25 protein-coding genes and 1 pseudogene are annotated in these 25,702 nt (G+C 70.8%); 17 read left to right on the forward strand and 9 right to left on the reverse strand.

The genetic code is table 11. The annotated features are described in order from the left end of the window. Positions 1-348: 348 nt before the first annotated feature. The 4 genes from ACWED2_RS38850 to ACWED2_RS38865 all read right to left on the reverse strand — a co-directional run bounded on the left by ACWED2_RS38850 (position 349) and on the right by ACWED2_RS38865 (position 4,259). On the reverse strand, positions 349-813 hold the full coding sequence (locus tag ACWED2_RS38850; protein WP_449695513.1) for an Ltp family lipoprotein: 465 nt from the start codon (positions 811-813) through the stop codon (positions 349-351). A gap of 264 nt (positions 814-1,077) precedes the next feature. Continuing rightward, positions 1,078-1,626, reverse strand: coding sequence for a type 1 glutamine amidotransferase domain-containing protein (locus tag ACWED2_RS38855; protein WP_449695514.1), 549 nt, complete (start codon positions 1,624-1,626; stop codon positions 1,078-1,080). A gap of 1 nt (position 1,627) precedes the next feature. Beyond that, on the reverse strand, positions 1,628-2,782 hold the full coding sequence (locus ACWED2_RS38860) for a glutathione-independent formaldehyde dehydrogenase (protein WP_449695515.1): 1,155 nt from the start codon (positions 2,780-2,782) through the stop codon (positions 1,628-1,630). A gap of 364 nt (positions 2,783-3,146) precedes the next feature. Beyond that, the gene (locus tag ACWED2_RS38865; RefSeq protein WP_449695516.1) at positions 3,147-4,259 is read right to left on the reverse strand and encodes a hypothetical protein; all 1,113 of its coding nucleotides are present in this window, start codon (positions 4,257-4,259) and stop codon (positions 3,147-3,149) included. 108 nt (positions 4,260-4,367) lie between these two features. Between ACWED2_RS38865 and ACWED2_RS38870 the strand changes: the two genes are divergently transcribed. Both ACWED2_RS38870 and ACWED2_RS38875 read left to right on the forward strand, forming a co-directional pair. Further along, positions 4,368-4,655, forward strand: coding sequence for a hypothetical protein (locus tag ACWED2_RS38870; RefSeq protein WP_449695517.1), 288 nt, complete (start codon positions 4,368-4,370; stop codon positions 4,653-4,655). A gap of 35 nt (positions 4,656-4,690) precedes the next feature. Further along, positions 4,691-6,304: an alpha-amylase family protein gene (locus tag ACWED2_RS38875; protein ID WP_449695518.1), complete on the forward strand. Its 1,614-nt coding sequence runs from the start codon at positions 4,691-4,693 to the stop codon at positions 6,302-6,304. On the opposite strand, the gene ACWED2_RS38880 is transcribed toward ACWED2_RS38875, so the two are convergent. From ACWED2_RS38880 to ACWED2_RS38890, 3 genes are all read right to left on the reverse strand, one after another. Further along, complete coding sequence (locus tag ACWED2_RS38880; RefSeq protein ID WP_449695519.1) at positions 6,294-7,916, reverse strand: glycoside hydrolase family 13 protein; 1,623 nt, start codon at positions 7,914-7,916, stop codon at positions 6,294-6,296. The two genes, ACWED2_RS38875 and ACWED2_RS38880, sit on opposite strands and share 11 nt — an antisense overlap. A 28-nt stretch (positions 7,917-7,944) precedes the next feature. Next, positions 7,945-8,664 (reverse strand): DUF2267 domain-containing protein, encoded by a 720-nt coding sequence (locus ACWED2_RS38885; RefSeq protein WP_449695520.1) that lies wholly within the window; start codon positions 8,662-8,664, stop codon positions 7,945-7,947. 86 nt (positions 8,665-8,750) lie between these two features. Next, positions 8,751-10,442 carry a PucR family transcriptional regulator gene (locus tag ACWED2_RS38890; RefSeq protein WP_449695521.1) on the reverse strand — a complete coding sequence of 564 codons (1,692 nt, stop codon included), beginning with the start codon at positions 10,440-10,442 and terminating at the stop codon, positions 8,751-8,753. A 328-nt stretch (positions 10,443-10,770) separates the two neighbouring features. Here ACWED2_RS38890 and ACWED2_RS38895 point away from each other — a divergent pair, with 328 nt between their 5' ends. Genes ACWED2_RS38895 through ACWED2_RS38955 form a run of 13 tightly spaced genes read left to right on the forward strand, consistent with a single transcriptional unit; the run spans position 10,771 to position 22,251 of the window. After that, positions 10,771-11,280: a general stress protein gene (locus ACWED2_RS38895; RefSeq protein WP_449695522.1), complete on the forward strand. Its 510-nt coding sequence runs from the start codon at positions 10,771-10,773 to the stop codon at positions 11,278-11,280. Next, the gene (dnaK, locus tag ACWED2_RS38900; RefSeq protein WP_449695523.1) at positions 11,280-13,145 is read left to right on the forward strand and encodes a molecular chaperone DnaK; all 1,866 of its coding nucleotides are present in this window, start codon (positions 11,280-11,282) and stop codon (positions 13,143-13,145) included. Before ACWED2_RS38895 ends, dnaK begins: the two co-directional genes overlap by 1 nt. Before the next feature lie 6 nt (positions 13,146-13,151). Continuing rightward, on the forward strand, positions 13,152-13,709 hold the full coding sequence (locus ACWED2_RS38905) for a nucleotide exchange factor GrpE (RefSeq protein ID WP_449695524.1): 558 nt from the start codon (positions 13,152-13,154) through the stop codon (positions 13,707-13,709). 6 nt (positions 13,710-13,715) lie between these two features. Then, a complete protein-coding gene (locus ACWED2_RS38910) occupies positions 13,716-14,621 on the forward strand; it encodes a DnaJ C-terminal domain-containing protein (RefSeq protein ID WP_449695525.1) in 906 nt (301 codons plus the stop codon). After that, positions 14,621-14,917, forward strand: a complete 297-nt coding sequence (locus tag ACWED2_RS38915) for a chaperone modulator CbpM (protein WP_449695526.1) — start codon at positions 14,621-14,623, stop codon at positions 14,915-14,917. Before ACWED2_RS38910 ends, ACWED2_RS38915 begins: the two co-directional genes overlap by 1 nt. Continuing rightward, positions 14,908-17,538 carry an ATP-dependent chaperone ClpB gene (gene clpB / locus ACWED2_RS38920; RefSeq protein ID WP_449695527.1) on the forward strand — a complete coding sequence of 877 codons (2,631 nt, stop codon included), beginning with the start codon at positions 14,908-14,910 and terminating at the stop codon, positions 17,536-17,538. Before ACWED2_RS38915 ends, clpB begins: the two co-directional genes overlap by 10 nt. Beyond that, positions 17,535-17,981: a thioredoxin gene (trxA, locus tag ACWED2_RS38925; protein WP_449695528.1), complete on the forward strand. Its 447-nt coding sequence runs from the start codon at positions 17,535-17,537 to the stop codon at positions 17,979-17,981. Before clpB ends, trxA begins: the two co-directional genes overlap by 4 nt. Beyond that, positions 17,978-18,241 carry a ubiquitin carboxyl-terminal hydrolase 14 gene (locus ACWED2_RS38930; protein WP_449695529.1) on the forward strand — a complete coding sequence of 88 codons (264 nt, stop codon included), beginning with the start codon at positions 17,978-17,980 and terminating at the stop codon, positions 18,239-18,241. Before trxA ends, ACWED2_RS38930 begins: the two co-directional genes overlap by 4 nt. After that, complete coding sequence (locus ACWED2_RS38935) at positions 18,238-19,914, forward strand: FAD-dependent oxidoreductase (protein WP_449695530.1); 1,677 nt, start codon at positions 18,238-18,240, stop codon at positions 19,912-19,914. Before ACWED2_RS38930 ends, ACWED2_RS38935 begins: the two co-directional genes overlap by 4 nt. After that, positions 19,911-20,441 carry an STAS domain-containing protein gene (locus ACWED2_RS38940; RefSeq protein WP_449695531.1) on the forward strand — a complete coding sequence of 177 codons (531 nt, stop codon included), beginning with the start codon at positions 19,911-19,913 and terminating at the stop codon, positions 20,439-20,441. Before ACWED2_RS38935 ends, ACWED2_RS38940 begins: the two co-directional genes overlap by 4 nt. Next, complete coding sequence (locus ACWED2_RS38945; RefSeq protein ID WP_449695532.1) at positions 20,438-21,370, forward strand: PrsW family intramembrane metalloprotease; 933 nt, start codon at positions 20,438-20,440, stop codon at positions 21,368-21,370. The genes ACWED2_RS38940 and ACWED2_RS38945 overlap by 4 nt, the downstream gene beginning before the upstream one ends. A 22-nt stretch (positions 21,371-21,392) precedes the next feature. Continuing rightward, a complete protein-coding gene (locus ACWED2_RS38950; RefSeq protein WP_449695533.1) occupies positions 21,393-21,809 on the forward strand; it encodes a low affinity iron permease family protein in 417 nt (138 codons plus the stop codon). A gap of 34 nt (positions 21,810-21,843) precedes the next feature. After that, positions 21,844-22,251, forward strand: a complete 408-nt coding sequence (locus tag ACWED2_RS38955) for an STAS domain-containing protein (protein ID WP_449695534.1) — start codon at positions 21,844-21,846, stop codon at positions 22,249-22,251. On the opposite strand, the gene ACWED2_RS38960 is transcribed toward ACWED2_RS38955, so the two are convergent. Then, positions 22,244-22,591, reverse strand: a complete 348-nt coding sequence (locus tag ACWED2_RS38960; RefSeq protein WP_449695535.1) for a hypothetical protein — start codon at positions 22,589-22,591, stop codon at positions 22,244-22,246. The two genes, ACWED2_RS38955 and ACWED2_RS38960, sit on opposite strands and share 8 nt — an antisense overlap. Before the next feature lie 646 nt (positions 22,592-23,237). Here ACWED2_RS38960 and ACWED2_RS38965 point away from each other — a divergent pair. Next, positions 23,238-23,585 (forward strand): annotated as a pseudogene (locus ACWED2_RS38965) (hypothetical protein); the annotation flags it as partial. Positions 23,586-24,737: 1,152 nt separating this feature from the next. Here ACWED2_RS38965 and ACWED2_RS38970 read toward each other — a convergent pair. After that, positions 24,738-25,094, reverse strand: coding sequence for a hypothetical protein (locus ACWED2_RS38970; protein ID WP_449695536.1), 357 nt, complete (start codon positions 25,092-25,094; stop codon positions 24,738-24,740). Positions 25,095-25,408: 314 nt separating this feature from the next. Between ACWED2_RS38970 and ACWED2_RS38975 the strand changes: the two genes are divergently transcribed. Next, positions 25,409-25,573 carry a trypsin-like serine protease gene (locus tag ACWED2_RS38975; RefSeq protein WP_449695537.1) on the forward strand — a complete coding sequence of 55 codons (165 nt, stop codon included), beginning with the start codon at positions 25,409-25,411 and terminating at the stop codon, positions 25,571-25,573. Positions 25,574-25,702: the final 129 nt, after the last annotated feature.

Raw genomic sequence — 25,702 nt, forward strand, 5'->3', positions numbered from 1 at the left:
CTGACCAGGATCAGCGACCACGAACACCAGGACATCACCACCGAACTCCCACACGCAGCATGACCACCCACGAAGAACTTCCGAAACCAACCACTAAGGCTCGGCGACGTCGGCCGGCGCCGTGCGGCGGAGCGCCCTGGCCGAGCCACACCAGCGTGGACGCCACGATCGTGACGCCCATGGCGAACGGCACCAACCGCAGCTCGACTGGGTGCAGCCGACCAGTCGTGCGAGGCCGGCCAGACCGGCGTAGCTGATCACGATCTGGGCCGCCGAGATCACGATGCACAGCCAGGCGGCAAACCTGAACTTGGCGCTCATGGGGGTCTTTCGATCAGGCGCTCGGCCTCACTTGCACGCGTCGGTCTGGCCGGCTCCGTAGGCGGCCTGCGCCTTGGTGTAGCCCTCACCGGCAGACGACGAGAGCTGCTGCTTCAGGCCTGAGCAGGAGAACGACGTGAAGCTCAGGTAGTTCTCGGCCGACTTGACGGCCTGCGCGTTCCAGTCGGCCGACAGGCTGTCCACGGCTTCGGTGGCCACGGCCTTCGGAAAACCTTCACCAGCGTCCGAGGACAGCTGCCGAATCAGGCCGTTACGTGAGAACGCGCTGAAGCCGAGGTAGCTCTGCGCCTTGTCGCGAGCCATCTCCACCTGCGGTGAGAACTGTGCAACCGCCTCGACGGTGCTCGTTTCGGTGTTGTGGCTCGGGCTGGTCGGCGACGGCGTGCTGGGCGGGGAGGTGACCGGCTGGGTAGTGGCCAGCTGGGTAGTAGCCGCAGCGGGCTGCTCGGTCGGCGCGGACGCCCGAGGCACCGGGCATATGTCCGAGGACCGAGTTGATCTATAACCCCATCCTCAAGTTCGCTGCCGACCTGCAGCTTGACTTGAACACCCACACGTAGGATATCGCCCGTGCTCGGGTAGCCGTCGCGGTCACCGGCCACCTGACGTCGCCCCGGCGCCCGGGTGCCCTGGCACCAGCCGGATTTCGGCGCGACTACTGGTACCAGAACAACCCGGACGGACAGCTGAAGCTCCTTCGTGATCGCCGACTCCCGCCCGACCGGCATCAGCGGTCTACGAGGCTTTGGCGAACTCCTTCACGATGCGCTCGCAAAAGGCCGGTAGATCGTCGGGTGATCGGCTCGTGGTGATGTTGCCGTCGGTGACGACCGGCTCGTCGACCACCTCGGCTCCGGCGTTGCGCAGGTCCGTGCGCACGCTCGGCCACGAGGTCAGCCGGCGTCCCCGGGCGACGTCGGCCTCGACGAAGTTCCACGGGCCGTGGCAAATCGAGGCGACCGGCTTCCCCGACCGGACGAAGTCGCGGACGAACTGCACCGCTGCGGGTTCCATCCGCAGCTTGTCCGGGTTCACCGTCCCACCCGGGAGGAGCAACGCCTCATAGTCGTCGACCGACACGGCGCCGACCAGCTGGTCCACCGTGAAGGTGCCGGCGTCTTCGAGGTCGTGGTTGCGCGCCTGGATTTCGCCGCCGGCGATGGAGACCACGACGGTGCGGGCGCCGGCGTTGTCCAACGCTTGCCGCGGCTGTTCCAGCTCGACTCGCTCCACCCCGTCGGCCGCGAGGATGGCGATGCGGCGTCCGTTGAGCTCTCCGGCCATGTCAGGCACCCGCCATGGCCGGGTGCAGGACGACCTTCGTCCAGCCGTCGTCCCGGTTGTCGAAGTGCTCGTAGGCCTCGGGTGCCCGGTCGAGGGGCAGTTCGTGGCTGACGATGAAGGACGGTTCGGCCTTGCCCGCGGCGATCAGGTCGCGCAGCTGGCGGTTGTACTTCTTGACCGGCGCCTGGCCGCTGCCGATGTGCTGGCCCTTGAACCAGAACATGCCGTAGTCGAAGGCGAGCTTGCCCTGCTTGGCCAGCTCGTCCTCCGCACCGGGGTCCTGGGGCACGAAGACGCCGACGTTGCCGATCTTCCCGGTGAAGCGCACCGAGGCGACCAGCCGGTTCATCGTCAGATTGGCCCGCTCCTGGCCGTCGGGCTCGTGCGCCTGATAGCCGACGCACTCGCAGCCGTTGTCCGCACCCAGCCCCATCGTCTCGTCCAGAACGGCCTGCACCGGGTCGACCTTCGAGTCGTCGATGGCGATCGCGCCGATCGATTCGGCCAGTCGCAGCCGGTCGGTGTGCCGGTCGACGACCATCACCTTGCTCGCCCCGCGGATGGTCGCCGAGAGCGCGGCCATGAGCCCGACCGGGCCCGCGCCGTAGATGACGGTCTGATCGCCGGGCCGCACGCCGGCCATCTCGGTGGCGTGGTAGCCGGTCGGGAAGATGTCGGCGAGCATCACGTAGTCGGTCTGCCGCTGCTCCGCGTCCTCGCCCAGCCGCAGGCAGTTGAAGTCACCCCAGGGCACGCGCAACAGCTCAGCCTGTCCCCCGGCGTACGGGCCCATGTCGGCGAAACCGTAGGCGGCACCGGCCATCTTCGGCTCGGGCTGGGCGGTCAGGCAGTAGTTCGTCAGCTGACGTTCGCAGTTCTTGCAATGCCCGCAGGAGATGTTGAACGGCATGACGACCCAGTCGCCCACCTCTACCTTGTCGACCCCGGCACCGATCTCGACGACCTGCCCGAGGTTCTCGTGCCCGAACCAGCGGCCGTGCTCGAAGTCGGTCCGGCCCTCATACATGTGCAGGTCCGAGCCGCAGATGTTCGCCGACGTGATCTGCACCAGGACATCGGTCGGCCGCTCGATCCGCGCGTCCGGCACATCCTTGACGCTGACCTGCCGCGGACCCTCGTACACCACTGCCTTCATTACTGCCTCCTCGTCGTAGCTGCCTGGGGGGCCGGATTTCCTCCGAAGAACCCGCTAAACCACGACCGACCGCGGCCGTCCCGGGGCGTGGCACAGCTGGCCGGCGACAGGGCGCACGAAAAGGAGATTTCGTGGAACTGACCGCTGCGACCACCATCCGCAAACCACCGCCGGACGTCTTCGCGTTCTGGCGCGACCTGGAGAACTCTCCGGAGCGTCTTGCAGATCGCGACGGATCTCCGCCGCGTCGACGTCGGGCTACGGGTGGTCGGCTCGGAACAGTCCGTCGGCTCGCCCTTGACCGTAGCCGGCGTGCGATCCCTGTGCGGCACGGTCGGCGAAGCCCTCGCAGCCCGGTGACCGCTCAGTCGCCGGCTTCGTCGGCGCGCTCGCGGGTGCGCCGCTGCCGCTCCCGCTCACGCCGGCTGTAAGTCGCCCGGCGGACGCGTTCCTCATCCTCGACGCTCGACCCCACCGCCCCGGCGACGATCCCCACCGAAGTCGCCAGCCACACCAGCTTCAGATACGAAGCCGGCCCAGCCGGATGGCCCAGAACCTGCCCGAAATAAACGCCTTCGATCAGCACGACCGACGCGACCATCGCCAGCACGAACAGAATGGCATACATACAAGCCACACCGATCGACAACGTCAGCGCAGTCGAAGCGTTGTACAACACCGCTTTCCGCCGATCGAGATGCCCCGACGGCGAATCCCACAGCCGGTTGTGCACCATCAACCAGCCCGCCATCACCACGATCGCCAGCACCGTGATCCCCGCCAGCCGCAACGCGGGCAGCGCTTCGGCGAGCTTCCAGAACGAGGTGGTGATGATCCCGTACGCGGCAGTAGCGGCCGCGGCCGCGGTCGCTCCGGCAAGGTTGGGCACCAACCGCCACGGCCGGTTGTCCCGGATCATCCCGGCCAGCAACCGCACCCGGCCACGCACCCCCACCAAAGCCAGGTGCTCATCGGCGGCGCCGCGGCCCCGGATGTGCCGCGTCGGCGCGACCAGGTCCCGCAGCCGGTCGAGGATCCCCCGCGGCGGATCCGCCTCCTTCGCCGAGCGGCGCGCCACCAGGTGCCGGACCAGGTGGACGACCAGCCGGGACGCCCGGCCCCGCAGCCGGAGGGCACCGAGCGCGGGCAGGGACACCATCGCCACACCATGCTCGGCGTTGTAGTCCGAAGCGATCGGGACCGTGCCTGCCCTCCGCGGGAGGTCGGTGATCAGCACCAGCAGGTCCCAGCCCTGTTCGGCCCGGCGCTCCTCGGCCAGGGCCAGCATGGGGATGTCACCCTCCTCGTTCAGGGGAAGGGACTGCGTGTCGTGCTCGACGCGCCAGGACGTCTCCTCGCCGAGGTCACGGGCCAGGCGGGCGGGCAGGCCGTCCGCGATTCTCCCGGCGAGCTGCCCGGGCAACCCGTCATCGGTCAACAGCCCTACTACGAGAGCCTCCGGCGCACGCTGGGTCATGCTCAAGCCTTTCCCCGGGTCTGCGAGGTGAGCGCTCCGGGTTCCCGGCTCGACTCCCGGCAAACGGCCGGGCGTTTGCCGTCCGGGTCACCGGGTACCGCCCGTGGCATGACCGAAAAGGACGAACCGACGACCGACGAAGATCTGCGCGCCGAAGAGTTCGACCGCGCCGTGGTGAGGACGGTGCTGGCGGCCGGCGACTGGGCAAGCTGGGACGACCTGCTCGACTGGCTGCGCACCGAAGGGCCGGGCGTCCCGGAGCTGTCCCCCGGTGCGCTGCGCGGCATCCGCCAGGACGCCGAGCGGGCCTGCGCCATGGGATTCCCCTTTCCCCACGACCCGGATCACCTCTACGCCCTCCTTCGCGGCCAGCACCTGGCGCGGGCTCATGACTGAGTTTGTCCCGGGGGCCCGCGGGTAGCCGCCGCACCGTGGATCGGTGGTATCGCAACGGAATCATCTACTCCCTCGACATCGAGACCTTTCAGGACTCCGATGACGACGGGGTCGGTGACCTGTGCGGCCTCACCGACCGGCTGGACTACCTCGCCCGGCTCGGGGTGGACACGATCTGGCTCAACCCGTGTCATCCCTCGCCGCGTCGCGACGGCGGCTACGACATCACCGACTACTACGGCATCGACCCGCGCTTCGGCACGCTCGGCGACTTCGCCGAACTCGTGAGCCAGGCCGACGAGGTCGGCATCCGGATCGTGCTGGACCTGGTCGTCAACCACACCAGCGACGAGCACCCGTGGTTCCGGTCGGCCCTCTCCGGCCGGGAGGCGCCGCACCACGACTGGTACGTGTGGGCCGACCACGAACCCGCCGACCGGTGGGACGGCGGCGTGTTCCCCGGGTCCGAAGAGGAGACCTGGACCTATGCCGAGACCGTCGGCCGCTGGTACCGGCACCGGTTCTACCGCTTTCAACCCGAGCTCGACGTCGAACACCCGGCGGTGCAGGCCGAGCTGGCCAAGATCGTCACCTTCTGGCTGCGGCTCGGCGTCGCGGGTTTCCGGGTCGACGCAGCCCCGTTCCTCATCGAGTCGCGGGGGCGACGGGACTTCGGCCTCTTGCGGCGGCTGCGGGAAACCGCTTCCTGGCAACGTGGGGACGCCATCCTGCTCGCCGAGGCCAACGTGCCCGAGGACGAGCTGCTCGAGTACTTCGGCACCGCGGACGACGAGGCCAGCCGCGCGACGATGCTCTTCGACTTCCGGCTCAACCAGGCCTTGATGCTCGGGTTGGCCCGCGGCGACGCCGAGCCCGTCCGGGAGCGGCTGCGGCGCTCGCCGCGGCTGCCGGGCCAGGCCCAGTGGGCCACCTTCCTGCGCAACCACGACGAGGTCGACCTCGGCGGCCTGTCTCCCGCCGAACGCGGTGACGTGATCGGCCGGTTCGGGCCGGAGCCCCACATGCAGCTGTACGACCGCGGCATCCGGCGTCGGCTGGCCTGCATGCTGGACGGCGACCGGCGGCGGCTGGAACTGGCCTACAGCCTGTTGCTCACCATGCCGGGCAGCCCCGTACTGCGGTACGGCGACGAGATCGGCATGGGCGAGGACCTGGCCCTGCCCGAGCGCACCGCGATCCGCACTCCGATGCAGTGGTCCGACGGGCCCAACGGCGGGTTCTCCCGCGCGCCGGCCGCGCAGCTGGCCGCGCCGCTCGTCCAAGGCGGGCCGTTCGGGTACGAGCGGGTCAACGTCCTCGGCCAGCGCCGGGACGCGACCAGCCTGCTCACCTGGTTCGAGCGGGTGCTGCACACCCGCAAGGAGTGCCCGGAGATCGCCGTCGGACGGCACGAGCCCGTCGACGGCGGCCCTCCGGAGGTGCTGGTGCACCGGGCCGAAACGGCGAAGGGCCGCATGGTGTTCGTGCACAACCTCGGCCCCGCTGCCTGCCACGTCCGCATCCCGGCGGAGGCGGACGACATCGCGCTGGCGGTGTTCGAGGACGGCGGCTACGACGACCGGATCGACGCGGCGGAGGTGGCCATCGCCGGCTACGGCTACCGCTGGATCCGCCTCGTCACGTCCTGACCAGCCACGCGGCGCCGTCGGGCGGCACCCGGCCTCCGTCCGGCGGCACACTGGCCAGCAGCACCCGCGCGCCGTCCGGCAGCTCGAAGGGCTCGGCGGACAGGTTCACCACGCACTCGAACCCCGGCTCACGGGCGAAGGACAGCACTCCCTCCGGTGCGGACAGCCACGTCATCGTCCCGTCCCCCAGCGCCGGGTGCTCGCGCCGCGCCGCGAGGGCGGCGCGGTACAGGCAGAGCATCGACTCCGGAGCGTCGCCCTGCGCCTGCACGGTCAGCTCCCGCCACCGGGCCGGCTGCGGCAGCCACGTCCGAGTGCCGCCGTCGGTGAAGCCGAACGGTGGCGCCGTTCCCGACCACGGCAGCGGCACCCGGCAGCCGTCGCGGCCGCGGCGGGTGTGGCCGGAGCGCTCCCACGTCGGGTCGGTCAGCACGTCCTCGGGCAGGTCCTCGACCTCCTCCAGGCCCAGCTCCTCACCCTGGTACAGGTACGCGCCACCGGGCAGCGCCAGCATCAGCAGCAACGCCGCCCGGGCCCGCCGCCGGCCCAGCGCGAGGTCGGCCGGCCCGGGCGGGCAGGGGTGGTCCTCGACCCGTGTGATGGCGCGGCCGAACCGCGTCACGTGCCGGACGACGTCGTGGTTGGAGAGCACCCACGTCGCGGGCGCGCCCGCCGCATGCAAGGCCTTCACCGTGCAGTCGATCACCGAGCGCAGCGCCCCGGCATCCCAGGAACAGCGCAGGAAGTCGAAGTTGAACGCCGTGTGCAGCTCGTCCGGCCGGACGTAGCATGCGAGGCGCTCCGGCTTCGCGACCCACGCCTCGGCGACGAACACCCGGTCCGGGCCGAACTCGGCCGCGATCTTGCGCCACGACCGGTAGATGTCGTGCACGCCTTCGAGGTCCCAGTGCGGGTGCCGGCTCCGGTCCGGCGGCTGCACCAGGTCTCCGTGGTCGGAGCCCAGGTCGGGGTACGACGGGTCCTTGACCAGGCCGTGGGCGACGTCGATGCGGACGCCGTCGACGCCACGGGAGAACCAGAACCGCAGCAGGTCCTCGTACTCGGCACGCACGCCGGCGTGGTCCCAGTTCAGGTCGGGCTGTTCCGGCGCGAACAGGTGCAGGTACCACTCGCCGTCGGGCACCCGCTTCCACGCGGGACCGCCGAAGACGCTGCGCCAGTCGGTGGGCGGCAGCTCGCCGTCGCCACGCCCGGGCCGGAAGTGGTACCGCGCCCGTTCGGGTGAACCAGGTCCGGCGGCCAGCGCGGCCTGGAACCACCGGTGGCGGTCGGAGGTGTGGTTCGGCACTACGTCGATCAGCAGCCGCAGCCCGGCCCGGTGCACCTCGGCGATCAGCTCGAGCGCGTCCGCGTCGGTTCCGAACAGCGGGTCGACGGCCCGGTGGTCTTCGATGTCGTAGCCGCCGTCGACCATGGGCGAGCGGTACCACGGTGTCGTCCACACGGCGTCGACACCCAGGTCGGCCAGGTAGGCGAGCCGCGAGCGCAGGCCCGCGAGATCCCCGGTGCCGTCGCCGTTCGCGTCGGCGAAGCTGCGGGGGTAGACCTCGTAAACGACGGCGTCGCGCCACCAGTTCTCGGAGTCGTCCATGGCACCCGGGTATCCGCCCCGGCGACGCTCAACCGGGCCGTCCCCCGGACCCCACGGCGGCGACGGCTTCGTCGATCCGCTCGGCCAGCCGCAGATCCGGTTCGGTGACGACCCCCTCGCGGCCGGTGCGCAGCCGGAATGTCACCGCGTCGTCGGCCCGCTCGACGTGGGCGTGGTCGTTCATCGCCCGCGCCTCCCGCTGGACGCGCTCGACCAGCGGCGTGATCCGGTCGGCGGGCAGCTGCACCGTGCGCTCGATCCCGTGGCGGTCCCCGGACCACCCGGTCAGGTGACGCAGGCCGCGGGCCACCTCCTCGTCCGACAGCCGCGTCGGGACCTCGGGCCGGTGGCTCGCGGCATCGCGGGGCGACTCCCCCGCCGGGGCGAGTGTCTCGGCGACGGCTCGCGGGAGCCGTCCACGAAGATCCTCGGCGAGTCCGGGATCGGTCCGCGTGAGCGCGGCCAGGACCGCCTGGGTCAGGTAGCGGGCCCGCTCGGGGGTGGTTCGCAGCCGCCGGGCCACCGCGGCTTCGACGTCGGTGCCCGACTTCAGGTTCGACGGCCCGGGATCGCGCGCCGGTCCGGCCTCGGGACTGGGCAGCCGGTCGGCCAGCCACTCGCGGCCGGTGTCCGGCAGGCACCGGGCGAGAGCGGCCACGACCGCGCCCAGCACGGCCCTCGCTTCGGCCGGGTCGTCCAGCTCGGCGACGTCTTCGACAGCGGTCAGCCACTTCTCGTGCTGTACCACGGTGACTCCCTTCGTGCAGGTGCGTTCCGAGGTCGCGTACCCGCCGACGGGCCGATCACACGAGGTGATCCCGGTCGGCTCTCCGGTCACGGCGTTCCGCGCAGCACCTGCCACACCCGGGTGGCGAGATGGAGGTTCAGCCTGCTGTCCACATCGTTGAGGTCCAGCTCCGTGATCTCCCGGATCCGGCCGAGCCGGTAGCGCAGCGTGCTCCGGTGGATCATCAGCGCGGCGGCGGTGTCGCCGTAGCTGCCGCCGCACTCGAGGTACTGCGCGAGCGTCGGGACCAGCTCGGCGTTGCGCTGGGTGTCGTAGTCGAGCAGTTTCCCGAGCCACTCGCGGACGAACTCGACGACGTCGCCGTGGTTCTGCCCGGTGTCGAGGATGCGGTAGATCCCCAGCTGCTCGAACGTGGTGAAGCCGTTCGGGGTGTGCGAGTTGCGCCGGATCTGCACCGCGCGCACCGCTTCGGCGTAGGACTTGGGCAGCCGCCCCGGGGTGTCGCAGCTGCTGCCGATGCCGATCGCCCCGTCGGCACCGAGGCTTTCCGACAGCGAGGCGTACAGCGCCGCCCCGTCCGGCCGCCCGGCGACCAGCAGCACGACCGAGCCCGAATGGCGCGACACGAGCGTGGCGAGCCCGAGTGCCGTCACGGCGCGGCCCGTGGCCTCGGCGACCACGTCGTCGGCGAGGTCGCCGGACCACCGCAGCACGACCACGTGGTGCGGGCGGCGCAGGTCGTGCCCGATCGCCTCGGCCCGTGCGTAAGCGCTTCCGTCGTCGGTACCGGCGACGAGGTCGTCCACCAGGTCGCGGTGCAGGCGCAGCTCGGCCTCGGCCAGGCTGCGCTGGTGTGACAGTTCCAACGCCAGCATGGTGGACCCGTATTCGAGGGCGAAGACCTGGTCCGCGCCTGCGGTCCGCCCGGGGTCGACGAGGGCGAGCACGCCGAGCACCTCGTGCCGCGGCCGCACCAGGGAGACGAGCCGGTCCTTGACGCGGATCGGCTCGGACCGGGTCGCGGCGCGCCGCAGCAGCTCCTCCCGCCGGTGCACCGCGACCTTCGGGTACGGGTCCGGCCGGCCGGGGCCGCCCCACGCGCGCAGGTTGCCAAATCGATCCTCGATCGCTACGGGCAGCGCGGTCAGCTGGTGCAGCGCGTGCGCGATGCCCGGCTCGCCGGCCCCGGAGGCGGAGATGGTGGACAGCACGTCGTGCACCAGCTTCTGCTGCTTGAGCCGCTCCACCGACGCGGACAGCTGCCCGTTGAGCTCCCGCAGCGCCACCGACTGCCGCCGCTCTCGTTTGAGCAGCGCCGAGTTGGCCAGCGCCGCGGCCGCCTGCTGGCAGAGCGAGCTGAGCAGGAAGGACTCGTCACGGGACGGGGCCTGCTCGGCCCGGACCACGAGGATGCCGGTCAGGCCGCCCGGCGCGCGCAGCGCGTAGCACCAGCGCCACTGGCCGTCGGACAGCTCGATCCCCCCGCTCTGCCCGTCGAGCTTGCCGACCGCCGCGCCGAGGTCGGGATGGGCCTTTTCCGCACCATTCTGCGGGGTGACCGTTCCGTCCTCGTCGACAAGGTAAGCCGCATCGGTTGTGCAACCAATCAATGACGAAACCGAGGCCGCGGCGATGCGCAGGATGTCCGCCGCGTCACGGCCGTCGAACATCATCATCGAAATCGCGAACAGGCCGTAGAGATTCGACAACTGGGCCAGCCACCAGCTGTCCGTCTTGGCTTCGTTGCCGGGCGGGACTCCATCTTCCTCGGGCGTCATAACCGCCTCCCCGGCGCCGAGCTGCTGTTTCGCACCCTACGCCGCCGGGACCTGTTCCGCCGGGCCGACAAGGCTCCCGGAAATTCGGCCTGCGGGGCGCACGCGGGCCGTGCGCGCCTTTGCCACGGTGGAACACATCGGACAGGTTCACCCGTCGCCGAACGCCGGACGTGGCGTGCGGAAAGCCTGCCCGCAGGCCGAATCCCCGCGGAATCGGTTCCGATCGGACACTCCCGATAAGACGATCCGGCGGGAAAGGGACATCGACCGAGACCTTACTGCCCACCCAAGCCAGCGCCGAAAAACACGCGAACACCGGAGGCGAGCCATGACCGCACAGCCGGGCGCGACCGCGCCTACCCCACGCCACGCTCCCGAACGAGTCCCGATCGCTTCCTACGACGACTACCGCGACGCCGAGCACGCCGTGGACCACCTCTCGGACCAAGGGTTTCCGGTCCAGCGGACCGCCATCATCGGCCGCGACGTGCAGCTGGTGGAGCAGGTCATCGGCCGGCTCGGCCTCGGGGGCGCCGCCCTGCGCGGGGCCGGCTCCGGGGCACTGACCGGGCTCCTGATCGGCTGGCTGTTCGCCTTGTTCAACTGGTTCACCCCCGTCCTGGCCACGCTGACGCTCGCGCTCTACGGGCTCGTCTTCGGCGCGGTCGTCGGGGCGATCTTCGGGCTGGTCGCGCACGCGCTGCAGGGCGGCCGCCGCGACTTCGCTTCGGTCCGCGCGATGGCGCCCACCCGCTACGAGGTCGTCGCCGACGCCGAAGTCGCCGACGACGCCCGGGCGCTGCTGGCGCAGCTGCCCCCGGCGCCGGGGGGTGTGTGATGGCCAAGGCGGTCGGGATCGACCTCGGCACCACCAACTCGGTGATCGCCGTCTGGGAAGCGGGCGAGCCACGGGTCATCCCCAACTCGGAGGGAGCACGGACCACCCCGTCGGTGGTCGGGTTCACCGAAAGCGGTGAACGGCTGGTCGGGCAGCTCGCCCGCCGCCAGGCGATTCTCAACCCGAAGGGCACCATCTACTCGGCGAAGCGGTTCATCGGCCGCAAGTTCGACGAGGTGTCCGACGAGGCCAAGGCGGTCGGGTTCGACGTCGTCGAAGGCGAGGGCGGTGTCGTCCGCTTCGACATCCGCGGCAAGCTGTACTCGCCGGAGGAGATCAGCGCGCAGGTGCTGCGCAAGCTGGCCGACGACGCGGGCAAGCACCTCGGCGAGCGGGTGACCGAGGCCGTGATCACCGTGCCCGCGTACTTCAACGACGCGCAGCGGCAGGCGACCAAGGACGCCGGGAAGATCGCCGGGCTGAACGTCCTGCGGATCATCAACGAGCCGACCGCCGCCGCGCTGGCCTACGGGCTGGACTCGCAGCAGCACGAGACCGTGCTGGTCTTCGACCTCGGCGGCGGCACGTTCGACGTGAGCCTGCTCGACGTCGGCGACGGCGTGGTCGAGGTGCGGGCCACCGCGGGCGACAGCCACCTCGGCGGCGACGACTTCGACCGGCGGCTCGTGGACTTCCTCGCCGACAAGTTCGCCGCGGACAACGGCATCGATCTGCGGCAGGACGCGCAGGCGCTGCAGCGGCTGTTCGAGGCCGCGGAGAAGGCCAAGGTCGAGCTGTCGTCGGTCGCCCAGACGAGTGTCAACCTGCCGTTCATCACCGCCGACGCGAGCGGGCCGAAGCACCTGACCGCGACCGTCCGGCGCTCGGAGTTCGAGCAGATCACCGCCGACCTGGTGGAGCGCTGCCTCGGCCCGGTGCGGCAGGCGATGGCCGACGCCAAGGTCAGCGCGAACGACATCGACGAGGTCATCCTCGTCGGCGGCTCGACCCGGATCCCCGCCGTGCAAGCCCTGGTCCGCAGGCTGACCAACGGCAAGGACCCGAACATGAGCGTCAACCCGGACGAGGTCGTCGCGCTCGGCGCCGCCGTGCAGGCCGGGGTGCTCAAGGGCGAGGTCAAGGACGTCCTGCTGCTCGACGTCACCCCGCTGTCACTGGGCGTGGAAACCCGCGGCGGCGTGATGACGAAGATCATCGAGCGGAACACGACGATCCCGGCGCGGCGCACGGAGGTGTTCTCCACTGCGGAGGACAACCAGCCCGCCGTCGACATCGTGGTGCTGCAGGGCGAGCGCGAGCGCGCGGCCGACAACCGGGTGCTCGGGCGGTTCCAGCTCAAGGACATCCGGCCGGCACCGCGCGGCGAGCCGCAGATCGAGGTGACCTTCGACGTCGACGCGAACGGCATCGTCAACGTCACCGCGCGGGACAAGGACACCGGCGCCGAGCAGGGCATCACGATCACCGAGAGCTCGAACCTCGACAAGTCCGAGATCGAGCGGATGGTCAGCGAGGCCGAGCGCAACCGCGCCGACGACGAACGCCTGCGCGAGGAGGTCGAGGCGCGCAACCTGCTGGACAGCGTCGCCTACCAGGCCGAGAAGGCGATCACCGACCAGACACCGGCGCACGAGAAGGCGCGCGCGGAAATGCTGATCACCGAAGCACGCGAAGCCGTCCAGTCGGACGCGCCGCTGGACCGGGTGCGCGAGCTGACCTCGGAGCTGCAGCAGGTGCTGGCCGGGCTCACCGCGGCCCGGCCGGGCGGGGACGGCGGTCCTCCGCCGCAGCGAGAACCGGCCGAGGACGACGACGTGATCGACGCCGACTTCGATCGGGCGTGATCGACCATGGCCACCACAGGAAAGTCCACGGAGCCGGGGACACCCTCCGTGGACGCCGCCGGGACGGGCGCGGAGTCCGCGCCCCGGGACCCGCCCGTCCCGGCGGTGGGGCCTGACCGGATCCAGGAGCTCGAAGCGAAGTCGGCCGAATGCGAGGACCGCTGGCGCCGGGCGATGGCCGACGCCGACAACCTGCGCAAGCGGCACGCGGCGGAGCTGCGTGCCGAGCGCGCGGCCGAGCGGGCCCGGGTCGCCGCGGCGTTCCTGCCCGTCATCGACAACTTGGAACTGGCGCTAACGCACGCCGAAGGCGATCCCACCGCCGTCGTGCAGGGCGTGCTGGCGATCCGGGACCAGGCCGTGCAGCTGCTGACCGGCCTCGGGTACCAGCGTGACGCCGAGAGCGGCGTCCCGTTCGACCCGGCCCGGCACGAGGTGGTCGCGGTCGTCGACGAGCCGGGCGCCGAGGCGAACACGGTGACCCGGGTGGTCCGGCCGGGATACGGAACCGGCGGCGGACAGCTGAGGCCGGCCGCGGTCACCGTGGCCAAACCACGGGGGTGAGCACGCGTGGCACGGGACTTCTACGCCGCGCTCGGGGTCGGCCGGGACGCCGGCGCCGAGGAGATCCAGCGAGCGTACCGGAAACTCGCCCGCGAGAACCACCCGGACGTCAACAAGGACCCGCAGGCCGAAGAACGGTTCAAGGAGGTCAGCGAGGCCTACCAGGTCCTGTCCGACCCGGAGCAGCGGCGCAAGTACGACCGGTTCGGCGCGGACTTCCGGCAGGTGCCCGACGACTGGGAGCAGCGCGTCGGCGCCGGCGCCGGACCGCGCGGCGGCCGGGTCCGCTACAGCACCTCCGGCGGTGGGTTCGAGGGGTTCGAGGGCGTCGACATCGAGGACCTCCTCGGCGGCCTCTTCCGCGGCCGGGGGCGCGGCGGCCCGGTCCCGGGCGCGGACCAGGAGGCCGAGCTCGAACTGACCGTCGAGGAGGCCTACCGCGGCGGGCAGCGGCACCTGGACTTCGGCGGCGACCGCGAGTACGACGTGAAGATCCCGGCGGGCGTGCTCGACGGGCAGCGCATCCGGCTGGCCGGACAGGGCGGGCGCGGCTCCGGCAACGCCGCCCCCGGCGACCTCTACCTCGTCGTCCGCATCCGGCCGGACCGCCGGTACCGCCTGGACGGGCGCGACATCCACGTGACCCTCCCGGTGACGCCGTCGGAGGCCGCGCTCGGCGCCACGGTCCCGATCACCACCCCCGGCGGCGAGGTGAAGGCGCGCGTCACGGCCGGGTCGTCCAGCGGACGGCGGCTGCGGCTGCGCGGGGAGGGCATGCCGAACCCGAAGGGCAAGCCGGGCGACCTCTACGCGGAGGTCCGGATCATGGTGCCGAAGCGACCGAGCAAGCGCGAACGCGAGCTGTACGAAGAGCTCGCCGCGGTGTCCGACTTCGATCCCAGGAGGACCTGATGGCGCGGTACGTGCTCGTCCGCCCGGCCCGGCTCGACCTCGAGACCGTGGCCGCGCGCACCGGGCTGCACCCCGAGCTGCTCCGCCGGTTCGCGGCACTCGGCCTGGTGGAATCGACCCCGGACCCGAACGGCCGTCCGTGCTTCCCGCCGTCCGTGGTGCCCAGACTGGCCCGGATCCAGCGGTTGCGCACCACGCTGTCCCTCAACTACGCCGCGCTCGGGCTCGTCCTCGACCTGCTCGACCGCATCGACGTCCTCGAAGCCCGAGTCAGGAGCCACCGGCGATGGACATGAGCAAGCTGACCCAGAAGTCGCAGGAAGCACTGCAGGAGGCCCAGAGCGTCGCCGGGCGCCTCGGCCACACCGAAACCGACGGCGAGCACCTGCTGCTCGCGCTGCTCGACCAGCCCGAGGGCCTCGTCCCGCGGTTGCTGGCGAAGACCGGCGCGGACGTGGACGCGCTGCGCGCCGCGACCGAGGCGGAACTCGCCCGCCGGCCGAAGGTGACCGGGCCCGGCGCCTCGCCGGGGCAGGTCTACGTCACCCGGCGGCTGGCCGGGCTGCTCGACGCGGCAGAGCGGGAAGCCCGGCGGCTCAAGGACGAATACGTCTCGGTCGAGCACCTGGTCCTGGCGCTGGCCGAGGAGGGGACGAAGTCGGCGGCCGGGCGGATCCTGCACGACCACGGCGTGACCCGCGATTCCTTCCTGACCGCGCTGACCAAGGTCCGCGGCAACCAGCGCGTCACGTCGGCGACGCCCGAGGGTTCCTACGAGGCGCTGGAGAAGTACGGCCGCGACCTGGTCGCCGACGGGCGCGCCGGCAAGCTCGACCCGGTGATCGGGCGCGACACCGAGATCCGCCGCGTCGTCCAGATCCTCTCGCGCAAGACCAAGAACAACCCCGTGCTCGTCGGCGATCCCGGGGTCGGCAAGACCGCGATCGTGGAAGGGCTGGCGCAGCGGATCGTGCGCGGCGACGTGCCGGAGGGCCTGCGGGACCGGACGATCTTCTCGCTCGACATGAGCGCGCTGGTGGCCGGGGCCAAGTACCGCGGCGAGTTCGAGGAACGGCTCAAGGCCGTGCTCGGCGAGGTCAAGGCCGCCGAAGGCCGGATCATCCTGTTCGTCGACGAGCTGCACACGATCGTCGGCGCGGGCGCCACCGAAGGCGCGATGGACGCCGGCAACATGCTCAAGCCGATGCTCGCCCGCGGCGAACTGCACATGATCGGCGCGACCACCCTGGACGAGTACCGCAAGCACATCGAGAAGGACGCCGCGCTGGAACGGCGGTTCCAGCCGGTCGTCGTGCCCGAACCGGCCGTCGAGGACACCATCTCCATCCTGCGCGGGCTGCGCGAACGGCTCGAGGTGTTCCACGGCGTCAAGATCCAGGACGCGGCGCTCGTCGCCGCGGCCGTGCTGTCGCACCGCTACATCAGCGACCGGTTCCTGCCGGACAAGGCGATCGACCTCGTCGACGAGGCATGCGCGCGGCTGCGCACGGAAATCGACTCGATGCCGGCCGAGCTCGACGAGCTCACCCGGCGGCTGACCCGCCTGGAGATCGAGGAAGCCGCGCTGGCCAAGGAAACCGACAAGGCGAGCAAGGCGCGGCTCGAGGAACTCCGCAAGGAGCTGGCGGACCTGCGGGCCGAAACCGACGCCAAGAAGGCGCAGTGGGACGCCGAACGCCAGGCGATCCGGCGCGTGCAGGAGCTGCGGTCCGAACTGGAGCGGGTACGTCACGAAGCCGAGGAGGCGGAACGGAACTACGACCTCAACCGCGCGGCCGAGCTGCGGTACGGCGAGATCCGCGAGCTGGAGCGCCAGCTCGCGGGCGAGGAGGAACGGCTGGCGCGGAAGCAGGGCGAGAAGCGGCTGCTGCGCGAGGTCGTCACCGAGGACGAAATCGCCGAGATCGTTTCGCAGTGGACCGGTATCCCGGTGTCGCGGCTGCAAGAGGGCGAGCGCGAAAAGCTGCTGCGGCTGGACGAAATCCTGCACGAGCGGGTCATCGGCCAGGACGAAGCCGTCCGGCTGGTCGCCGACGCGATCATCCGCGCCCGGTCGGGCATCCGCGACCCGCGCAAGCCGATCGGCTCGTTCCTCTTCCTCGGCCCGACCGGGGTCGGGAAGACGGAGCTGGCGAAGACCCTCGCGGCGGCGCTGTTCGACAGCGAGGACAACATGGTCCGGCTCGACATGAGCGAATACCAGGAGCGGCACACGGTCTCCCGGCTGCTCGGCGCGCCGCCGGGGTACGTCGGCTACGACGAGGGCGGTCAGCTCACCGAAGCCGTGCGGCGCAAGCCTTACGCGGTCGTGCTGTTCGACGAGATCGAGAAGGCGCACCCGGACGTGTTCAACACGCTGCTGCAGGTGCTCGACGACGGCCGGATCACCGACGCGCAGGGCAGGCTGGTCGACTTCCGCAACACCGTGATCATCATGACGTCCAACATCGGCTCGCAGCACCTGCTCGACGGGGTCACCTCCTCCGGCGAGATCAAACCGGAAGCCCGGGACGCGGTGCTGGCCGAACTGCGGCACCACTTCCGGCCCGAGTTCCTCAACCGCCTCGACGACATCGTGCTGTTCACCCCGCTGGGGCGGCCGGAGATCGAGCGGATCGTGGAACTGCAGTTCGACCAGCTGCGCCGCCGGCTGGCCGAGCAGGGCATCACGGTCGAGCTCACCGCCGCCGCGCGCCAGTTCATCGCCGGGCGCGGGTTCGACCCGGTGTACGGCGCCCGGCCGTTGCGCCGCTACATCTCCCACGAGGTCGAGACCCGGATCGGGCGCGCGCTGCTGCGCGGCGAGCTGACCGAGGGCCTGGTGATCGTGGTCGACGCGGCCGACGGCGACCTGACCGTCGACTTCCGCGCCGCCGGGCAGGAGGCTGCAGCATGAGGACCGTCGTCGTCACCTGCGAACACTGCGGGAAGACCAACCGGATTCCCGTCGCCGCCGACGGAACGCCGAAGTGCGGGAACTGCCACCAACCGCTGCCGTGGGTGGTCGACGCGGGCGACGCCGACTTCGCGCCGATCGCCGAGCGGGCCGGCCTCCCGGTGCTCGTCGACCTCTGGGCCGAGTGGTGCGGCCCCTGCCGATCGGTGAGCCCGGCGCTCGACCGGCTCGCCCGCGCCCGGGCCGGGAAGGTGAAGCTCGTCAAGGTCGACATCGACCTGGCGCCGGGAGTGGCGCGCCGCTTCGACGTCATGGCCGTGCCGACCCTGCTGGTGCTCCGCGGCGGCGAGGTCGTCCGGCGGCAAGCCGGCGCGGCCCCGGAGAACGTCCTGCGCGACTGGCTCGACCAAGCACTGAACTCGCCCGAGGAGGCGAAGGCATGACCACCGTCATCGACCCGCACCTGGCTCTCGTCCGGGACGTGGTGCCCCGGACTCCCCAGGGCTGCCAGGAGTGTCTTTCCACCGGAACCTCGTGGGTGCACCTGCGGCTGTGCCTGACCTGCGGGCACGTCGGCTGTTGCGACTCGTCACCGATGAAGCACGCGAGCCGGCACGCCCACGCCATCGGCCACCCGATCGTGCGCTCGTTCGAGCCCGGGGAGAACTGGCGCTGGTGCTACGCGCACGAGGCGTTCGTATGACAGTCGCGGCGCAGGAGCTCGTCGAGACCCCGGATCCGCACGGCGCGTTCCCCCGGCTGACCCTCGAGCAGCTCGAGAAGCTCTCCGCCGCGGGCGAGCGCCGGCCGCTGCGGCCGGGAGAAGTGCTCTACGCGCAAGGGGAACGGACGACGGACTGGTTCGTCGTCCTGAGCGGCAAGGTCGCCATCCAGCACCGCGAAGGGGGCGAGACCAGAACCGTGCGGGTGCACGGGCCGGGGCGGTTCCTCGGCGAACTGGGCCTGCTCGAAGGACAGCCGTCGTTCTTCACCGCCGTCGCCGCGGAACCCGGAGAGGTACTCGTCGTCGGAGTCGGCGAGCTGAAGCGGCTGGTCCTCGGCGACCCGGTCCTCGGCGACCTGATCCTGCACGCCTACTTCGTCCGCCGCACGGTCGTCATCGGCTCCGGCGACGGACTGCGGATCGTCGGCTCGTGCTATTCGCCGGACACCCGGCGGCTGCTGGAGTTCGTGGCCCGCAACCGCCTGCCGTACCGGCTGGAGGATCTCGACAAGGACCGCGGAGCCGAGGCGCTGCTGCGCCGGCTCGGCGTCACCGTCGAGGAAACCCCGGTGGTGGTGCTGCCCGGCGCGGGGGTGCTGCGCAACCCCAGCAACACCGAACTGGCCTGCGCGATGGGGCTCCGGCACGAGGAGTCCCCGGAGGGCGTGCGGGACCTGCTGGTGGTCGGCGCCGGGCCCGGCGGGCTCGCGGCCGTCGTCTACGCGGCCTCCGAGGGACTGGTGACGTCGGCGTTCGACGCCGTCGCCGCGGGCGGGCAAGCGGGCACGACGTCCCGGATCGAGAACTACCTGGGCTTCCCGTCCGGGATTTCGGGAGCGGAACTGGCCGAGCGGTCGGTGATCCAGGCGGACAAGTTCGGGGTCCGGATCGCCGTTCCAGGCCAAGCGCGCACGCTCACCCCGCGGGGTGGCCTGTACGCGGTGGGCTTCGACGACGGCACCGAGATCATCACCCGGACGGTGATCATCGCGACCGGCGCCCGGTACCGGCGGCTGCCCCTCCCCCGGCTCGAACACCTGGAGGGTACGTGCCTCTACTACGCCGCGACCCCGCAGGAGGCCCGGCAGTGCCGGGCCGACCCGGTCGCGGTGGTCGGCGGCGGGAACTCCGCGGGGCAGGCCGCGGTGTTCCTGGCGCAGACCTCGCCCGTGGTGCACCTGCTGGTGCGCGGCGGCGATCTCGGCGCGGACATGTCGCGTTACCTCGTCGACCAGGTCGAGCGCCACCCGCGAGTCCAGGTGCACCTGTACACCGAAGTCCGCGACGTCGTCGAGGACGGCAAGACGATGTCGGGCGTCCAGGTCGAAGACAACCGCACCGGCGAGCGGCACCGGCTCAATGCCCGTGCGTTGTTCGTCTTCATCGGGGCCGCGCCCCACACGCGCTGGCTGTCCGGCCACGTCGCGCTCGACGAGGACGGGTTCGTGCTCACGGGCGCGGACGCCGGCGCCGGGACCGCACGCACGCCGTTGCCGCTCGAGACGAGCAGCCCCGGCGTGTTCGCCGTCGGCGATGTCCGGCACGGCTCGGTGAAGCGCGTGGCCTCGGCGGCGGGCGAAGGGGCCATGGCCGTCCGGCTGGTGCACGAGCGCCTCGCGCAAGAACTCGCACAACCAGGAGGACTCCCATGACCACCAGGCTTTCCCTCGCGCTCACCGAACTGGACCGGCTGATCAGCCACGTGACGCCCCTGCACGAACTCACCATCAGCTCCACCCTGCACCCCGGGAGCTACGCCGTCGTCGCGATCGCCGGGCGAGCGGACGCACCGGCGTTGCGGAACCTCGCCGGGTACCTGGCCGGGCTGGTCCACGCGGGCTCCCGGAACTTCGTCGTCGACCTGTCCCGGGTGGAGCAGCCCGGCGACGACCTCCTCGACCTGCTGCGTCGCTTCCGCGACCGGTTGACGGCGACAGGCGGCGAGCTGGAGCTGATCGGGCTGACCCCGCCGGTGCTGTACGAGCTGGACGACGGGCCGCTCGCCGAGGTGTTCGCGCTGTACCGCGTCGATGCCGAAGGCGGACGGCCGCGGTGGGCGGCGCTGCGCTGCCCGCAGGGGTTCGACGGCGTCGCCGAACCCGGCTCCCCCGCCCGCTTCCGCGCGTTCGTCGACACCGCGGCCACCGGGCGCGGCGAGCGGTTCGGGAGGCGCCGATGACCACCGTGAGCCGCCGTCCCCACCGGCGGGCGTGGCTGCGGATCTTCGCGATCGGCCTGCTGCTGTGGGTGCTGTCGGTCATCGTGACGTACGCGACCGGCAATCCGAACCTGCTGCCGACCCTCGTGCTGCTCGGCAGCTTCCTGGTGCCGGTGACGTTCGTGGCGTGGGCGTTCGAGCGCCGTGACTCCGGGGAGATCACCGCCGAGCTGGTGTTCCGGACCTTCTTCGTCGGCGGGGTGCTCGGCGTTCTCGGCGCTTCGGTGCTGGAGACCTACCTGCTGTACCCGTCGATGTGGCTGTACGTGGGGGTCGGGCTCATCGAGGAGGCGGTCAAGCTGGTCGCGCTCGCCCTGCTGACACGCGGGCTGGCCGTGAAGTCCATGCGGGACGGGATCGTCCTCGGCGCGACGGTCGGTTTCGGTTTCTCCGCCTTCGAATCCGCGGGCTACGCGCTCACGTCGTTGTTCACCGCCCGGGGCCTGTCTCTTTCCGACCTGGTCACGACCGAGCTGCTGCGCGGATTGCTCGCGCCGGTCGGGCACGGGCTGTGGACCGCCATCCTGGGCGGGCTGCTGTTCGCGTGGAGCACGCGCGAGCATTTCGTGCTGAGCCTTCGCCTGGCGCTGGCGTTCCTCGGCGTCGCGCTGCTGCACGCGCTGTGGGACTCGATGTCGGCCATCGCGCTGGTGATCACCCTGGTGCTGACCGGACAGGTGGCGCAGTTCGAGCCGCGCGGCCTCGTCGTCCCGCCCGGGGACGTGACGGCGGTGTACACCGTGACGACCTGGGCTGGCATGGGCGTGATCGCGCTGATCGGAGTGCTGTGGCTGCTGGTCCTGGTCCGACGGTCGCGGCAGGAACGCCGGTCACCCCACTGGACGTACCGGATACCGGCCACACGCGCACCGGCGACCGAACGGTACTGACTCGCGGAGGGATTTCGCCGACATGACCGCTTCTTCCTCTTCCCGAACGGCCACCATGCCCTCGGACGTGAATGCGCATCTCGGACCGTTCGACCGGTTCGCCAGCGTCATCGGCAAATTCGCCTCACGCGCGTGGTTCTTCGTCCTATGTGTACTGTTGGTCGTCCTGTGGGCACCATCGTTCCTGATTCTGCCCAGCATCGATTCCTGGCAGCTGGTCATCAACACTGCGACCACGGTCGTGACGTTCCTGCTCGTCGCATTGCTGCAGAACACCCAGAAACGCTCCGACGACGCCACCCAGCACAAGCTCAACGCCATCGCCTCGGGCCTGTGCGACCTGATGGCCCACTTGGCCGACGTCCACCCGCAGCTGCACCGCGACTGCGTCCAGCTGCGCAAAGCAGTGGGGCTCGAAGACCACGAAAGCGCAGCCTGAAGCGCACCTTTCGACGACAGCAAGGAGCACGGTGATGCAGGATTGCTTCCACGAAGCCTTGGTGAGCCGGTTCAGCGGGGACTACGGGCGAGGCAAACTTGCTTTGTCCATCACCCGCGACGCCGGTGTGGTACTGGCGACCGTGTCCGGCGAGATCGACCTCGCCACGGCACGCGCCTTCACCCAGCACCTCGAATCAACCCTCGCTGGGCAGCCGAACGCGGTGATCGCCGATCTCGACGAAGTCACCTTCCTCTCCTCCTCCGGGCTCGCGGCGCTCCAGATCTTCACCCAGGCAGCGAACTCCGCGGGTGTCGCGTTCTGCCTCGTCAGCACCCAGCGCACGATGCTCCGGCACCTGCAGCTGACCGCCCTGGACCGCGTCATGACCATCAAGCCCACCGTCGCCGAGGCCCGCGCCTGGCTCAGGCCGGTCAGCTGACGTTGAAGTTCTGATCCACCTCCGCCGCCAGTGCGCGAAGTGCGCTGTCGAGGGTCTCGCGCACCTCGTCGGGATCAGCCGCCTCATCGACCTCCACTTGCAGCTCGGCCTGGCTGGCCCCAGTCCCGCTGCCGATGACCCGCAGCCGCCCGGCCCAGCCGTCGCGACCGGCCGGACGCCACTCCACCCGACCTTCCGCCGCATGCAAGTGGATGTCGTAGGCGCGGGAGCCGCCACCCGGCAGCCACGCCTTCACGCGGGCGGCGTCGGATGCGGTGTTGAGCACGATGTCGGCTTCGGCCGCCATCGCGCGGCTGCTGGTCACGATGCGTGTCGCCATTCCGGCACGCTCCTTTCGGCCCTCGCTCGCGGCGAGTCGTCCTTCGTGCGGCAGGTCCACGACAGGCTCACTGCACGACCGCACCGGCAGGCCTGCCGTTGCCACAGTGCGCGTCTCGTGACCATCGGGTACCCCCGTCCTGAGGGGCTATCCGGCTTTGTCTTTACGGCCGCGGAGCGTGGTGGCCAGCACCCGGATCCCGGCCGCCGCGATCACCTCCACCGCGAGCCCAGTCACCAGCGCCCAGCGGCGGAAACGCCTCGACGATGCGGCGCTCGCGAATCGCGCGTGCCCCGGGTTTCCGGGCACCGAGTACGGCCATTCGGGTGCAGATCAGGCCCCGAACTCGTCATCGGTGGCGCGCGACCGCGTTCCGCCCTCGAACCGAACCCGCCTCAAGCACCGAGGTGCGCGATGAGCAGTAGCGCCCGCAGAGCCACCATGCCAAGCGCTGTACCCCCACGCCGAGCCGGCGCCCGGCGTCGCCGGCGAGCCGTCGGTGGCCGTGGGCTGAGGTTCGCATTTTACGGGCGGATGTCCACGGTCGAATTCCAGGACCGGACGACGTCGCTGGGGTGGCAGCGTGAGGTGGCCGAGGAGACGATCCGCGGCGCGGTGTGATCGTGGCGGAGTACTTCGATGAAGGATGCTCACGTCGGCTGCCCTGGCGGGAACGGTCGGCCGCGGCCCAGTTGATCGCAGCGGCAGAGCGACCGGACTGTCCGTTCGACGCGGTCGTGATCGGAGAGTCGCGCCGCGAAGTGCTGCGAGCTCGGCATCGGGTGCTGGCCGCGATGCACATCCAGGCCCGCGTGCAGGCAGGTTTCTCGGCGGCCGGCCACCGTACGGATATCGCCTGGCCGACGCCGGTCCGCACCCGAACCGAGCGCATGCGAGCTGGGGGCGCCGCCGGCACCGCCTCGAACCTGCCCCGGCCACCGCACCGTGGGTTCGGTGGATCTTCCAGCAACGAGCCACCGGACGCAGCGTGGCCGGGATCGCGCGGGAGCTGAACGACCGCGGCGTCCCGTGCCCGTCAAGCACCGACCGGACCGCAACCGCCACCGGACGGCAGGTGGAACCGACACGGCACCAGAACAACCGGACCGGCCCACCACGGTTACCCAGCCCGACCGCCGACGGCACGAGGCTGGGCCAAGTCGGACAAGGTGACACATCCGGCGCTCGTGGACGAGGCAACCTTCCTGGCGATCCAGGGCATGCGCGCAGCCCGGCCCACCCAGCACGGCCACACCAGCGCCCGCAACCGTCCACCAGGGCTCGCCAAGAACGTCTAAGTCCGCGAAGACCACCTACTCGACGATCTCCGCGCGCGATTCGCCGAGACTGTCGGTGATGATGGAGCCGTGATCGCCGACTACCTGAGAACGAACGACCTAACGATCATGTGTGGCGGCCCCACACGACAAGTCAGGGCATATAGCCCACACCCCCGCACTTGCCACGACAGTTGAGGCCGTCGGCGACCAGCTGCTGTTACTCTGACCCGGCCGCGACGCGCGGCTCCATGGGGTAATTGAGTGCCCGAGGGGGGACTCGAACACATGTTCGCAGCATCCATGCACAGGATGCGTGTTCATGCGACACACCATAGCCACACTGATCACCAGCAGCCAGCCCGCCACGGTTCGGCCACCGAAAGACCGAGGGCTTCGACCAGCAGTTCTGCCGCTCTGTAGGGACTACGCCTCGCCTGGGCCCGCATGGGCGCCGACACGCCGCGGTCGACTCCGACAGGCGCGATGTAGGCGCTCGTCGACTGGTGCCCCAGAACACGAACGACCGCGAAGCCGCGGAAGTCCTGGATACGAACCAGGCCTGAGGCTGCGAGCCGATCCTCAACACACTGGCCGGCGAACTCGATCCCGGCCGGCGCGACGGCTACGCCTTGCCATACCTCACTCCTGCCGCCTTGGTTGTCGCAACGGTGCCGGTCCGAGTCGACACGTCGCCAGCTACTACAGGCAGACCGGGCTGGCGGCAGCGGACACCAACAGCAAATGATCCACCGAAGGACATGCGCCGGCCCCACAGTGCGGACCGAACATGGCGACGACAATCGACCGTCCGCTACTGCCGAGTTGGGGACGTTTCGCCAAGTCCTTGTGCGTGCAGCCAGAGCGGGTCATCCGCGAATCAGGCGTTCCGCCTGGCCCCTCCCTTCTGGTGACACATCGCGAGGCCGGCTTCCCCGGAGTTGCCACGGGGTGGTGAAGCCCTCGGGGAACCGCCACTGGCCGGCCAGCGCCCGTTCGATGCGCCGCCGTACCTCATGCTCCGCCTCGGGCTCTGCCGCGAACACGACCGTCACGTGCAGCTCGTCGTCAACCCGGTCGGCGTGCACCCGGTGCGGGGACAGAGGGCACGGCCCTTCATGGTCCCAACGCCCGCACAACGCCACAGTGACGGCCGCGCCGGGAGCCCCCTCGTCGGCTTCCGGCCCCATGACGAGGACCGCCTCGTGGACGAATGCCTGCCGCATGAGGCCAGTGTGTCGGACATGCCTGATGAACGCACTCATCTGCCACCGAGCGTGCTAAGGGCTTCCACACGGTCGAACGCGCACAGCACCTCTTCGCGAGGAACAGCAGCCGCCGGCCTTCCTCGGTGAGATTGAGCCGACGGCCACCCCGGGGGCGAGCAGGGATGAGCCATCGACAGGCCGATGCCGGCCGCGGCGATGGTGCCTGCTCGCGACCTCGATGAAGTACCGCAGGTGCCAGACGTCCACGTGCGCCTCCTTGCCGGCTACTCCGCCTTCGCGAAGGCCGGGTCACCGGGCTCATCCGAACCACGGTGTGCGCCGAGGGCGGCGACAGCGGCGGACCGCTGTTCACCCGCGACGGCGCCGCCATCGGCATCACCTCCGGCGGCTCCGGCAACTGCCGAACCGGCGGCGTGACATTCTTCCAGCCGGTGACCACCGCCCTCCTCGCCCTCGAAGCCGGCATCGGCGGCTGACTCCGCCACCAACCTGCGCACCGGGGTGCGCGGCCCGACCCGTGACCGCCGGGTCTTCGAGGCCGGCGAGGCATTCTTCGTGCCCCCGGGGTTTCCGGGGCCGGTGGGAAACCCTCGAACCTTCGAAGA

It is taken from the genome of Amycolatopsis sp. NPDC005003, from assembly GCF_053600695.1.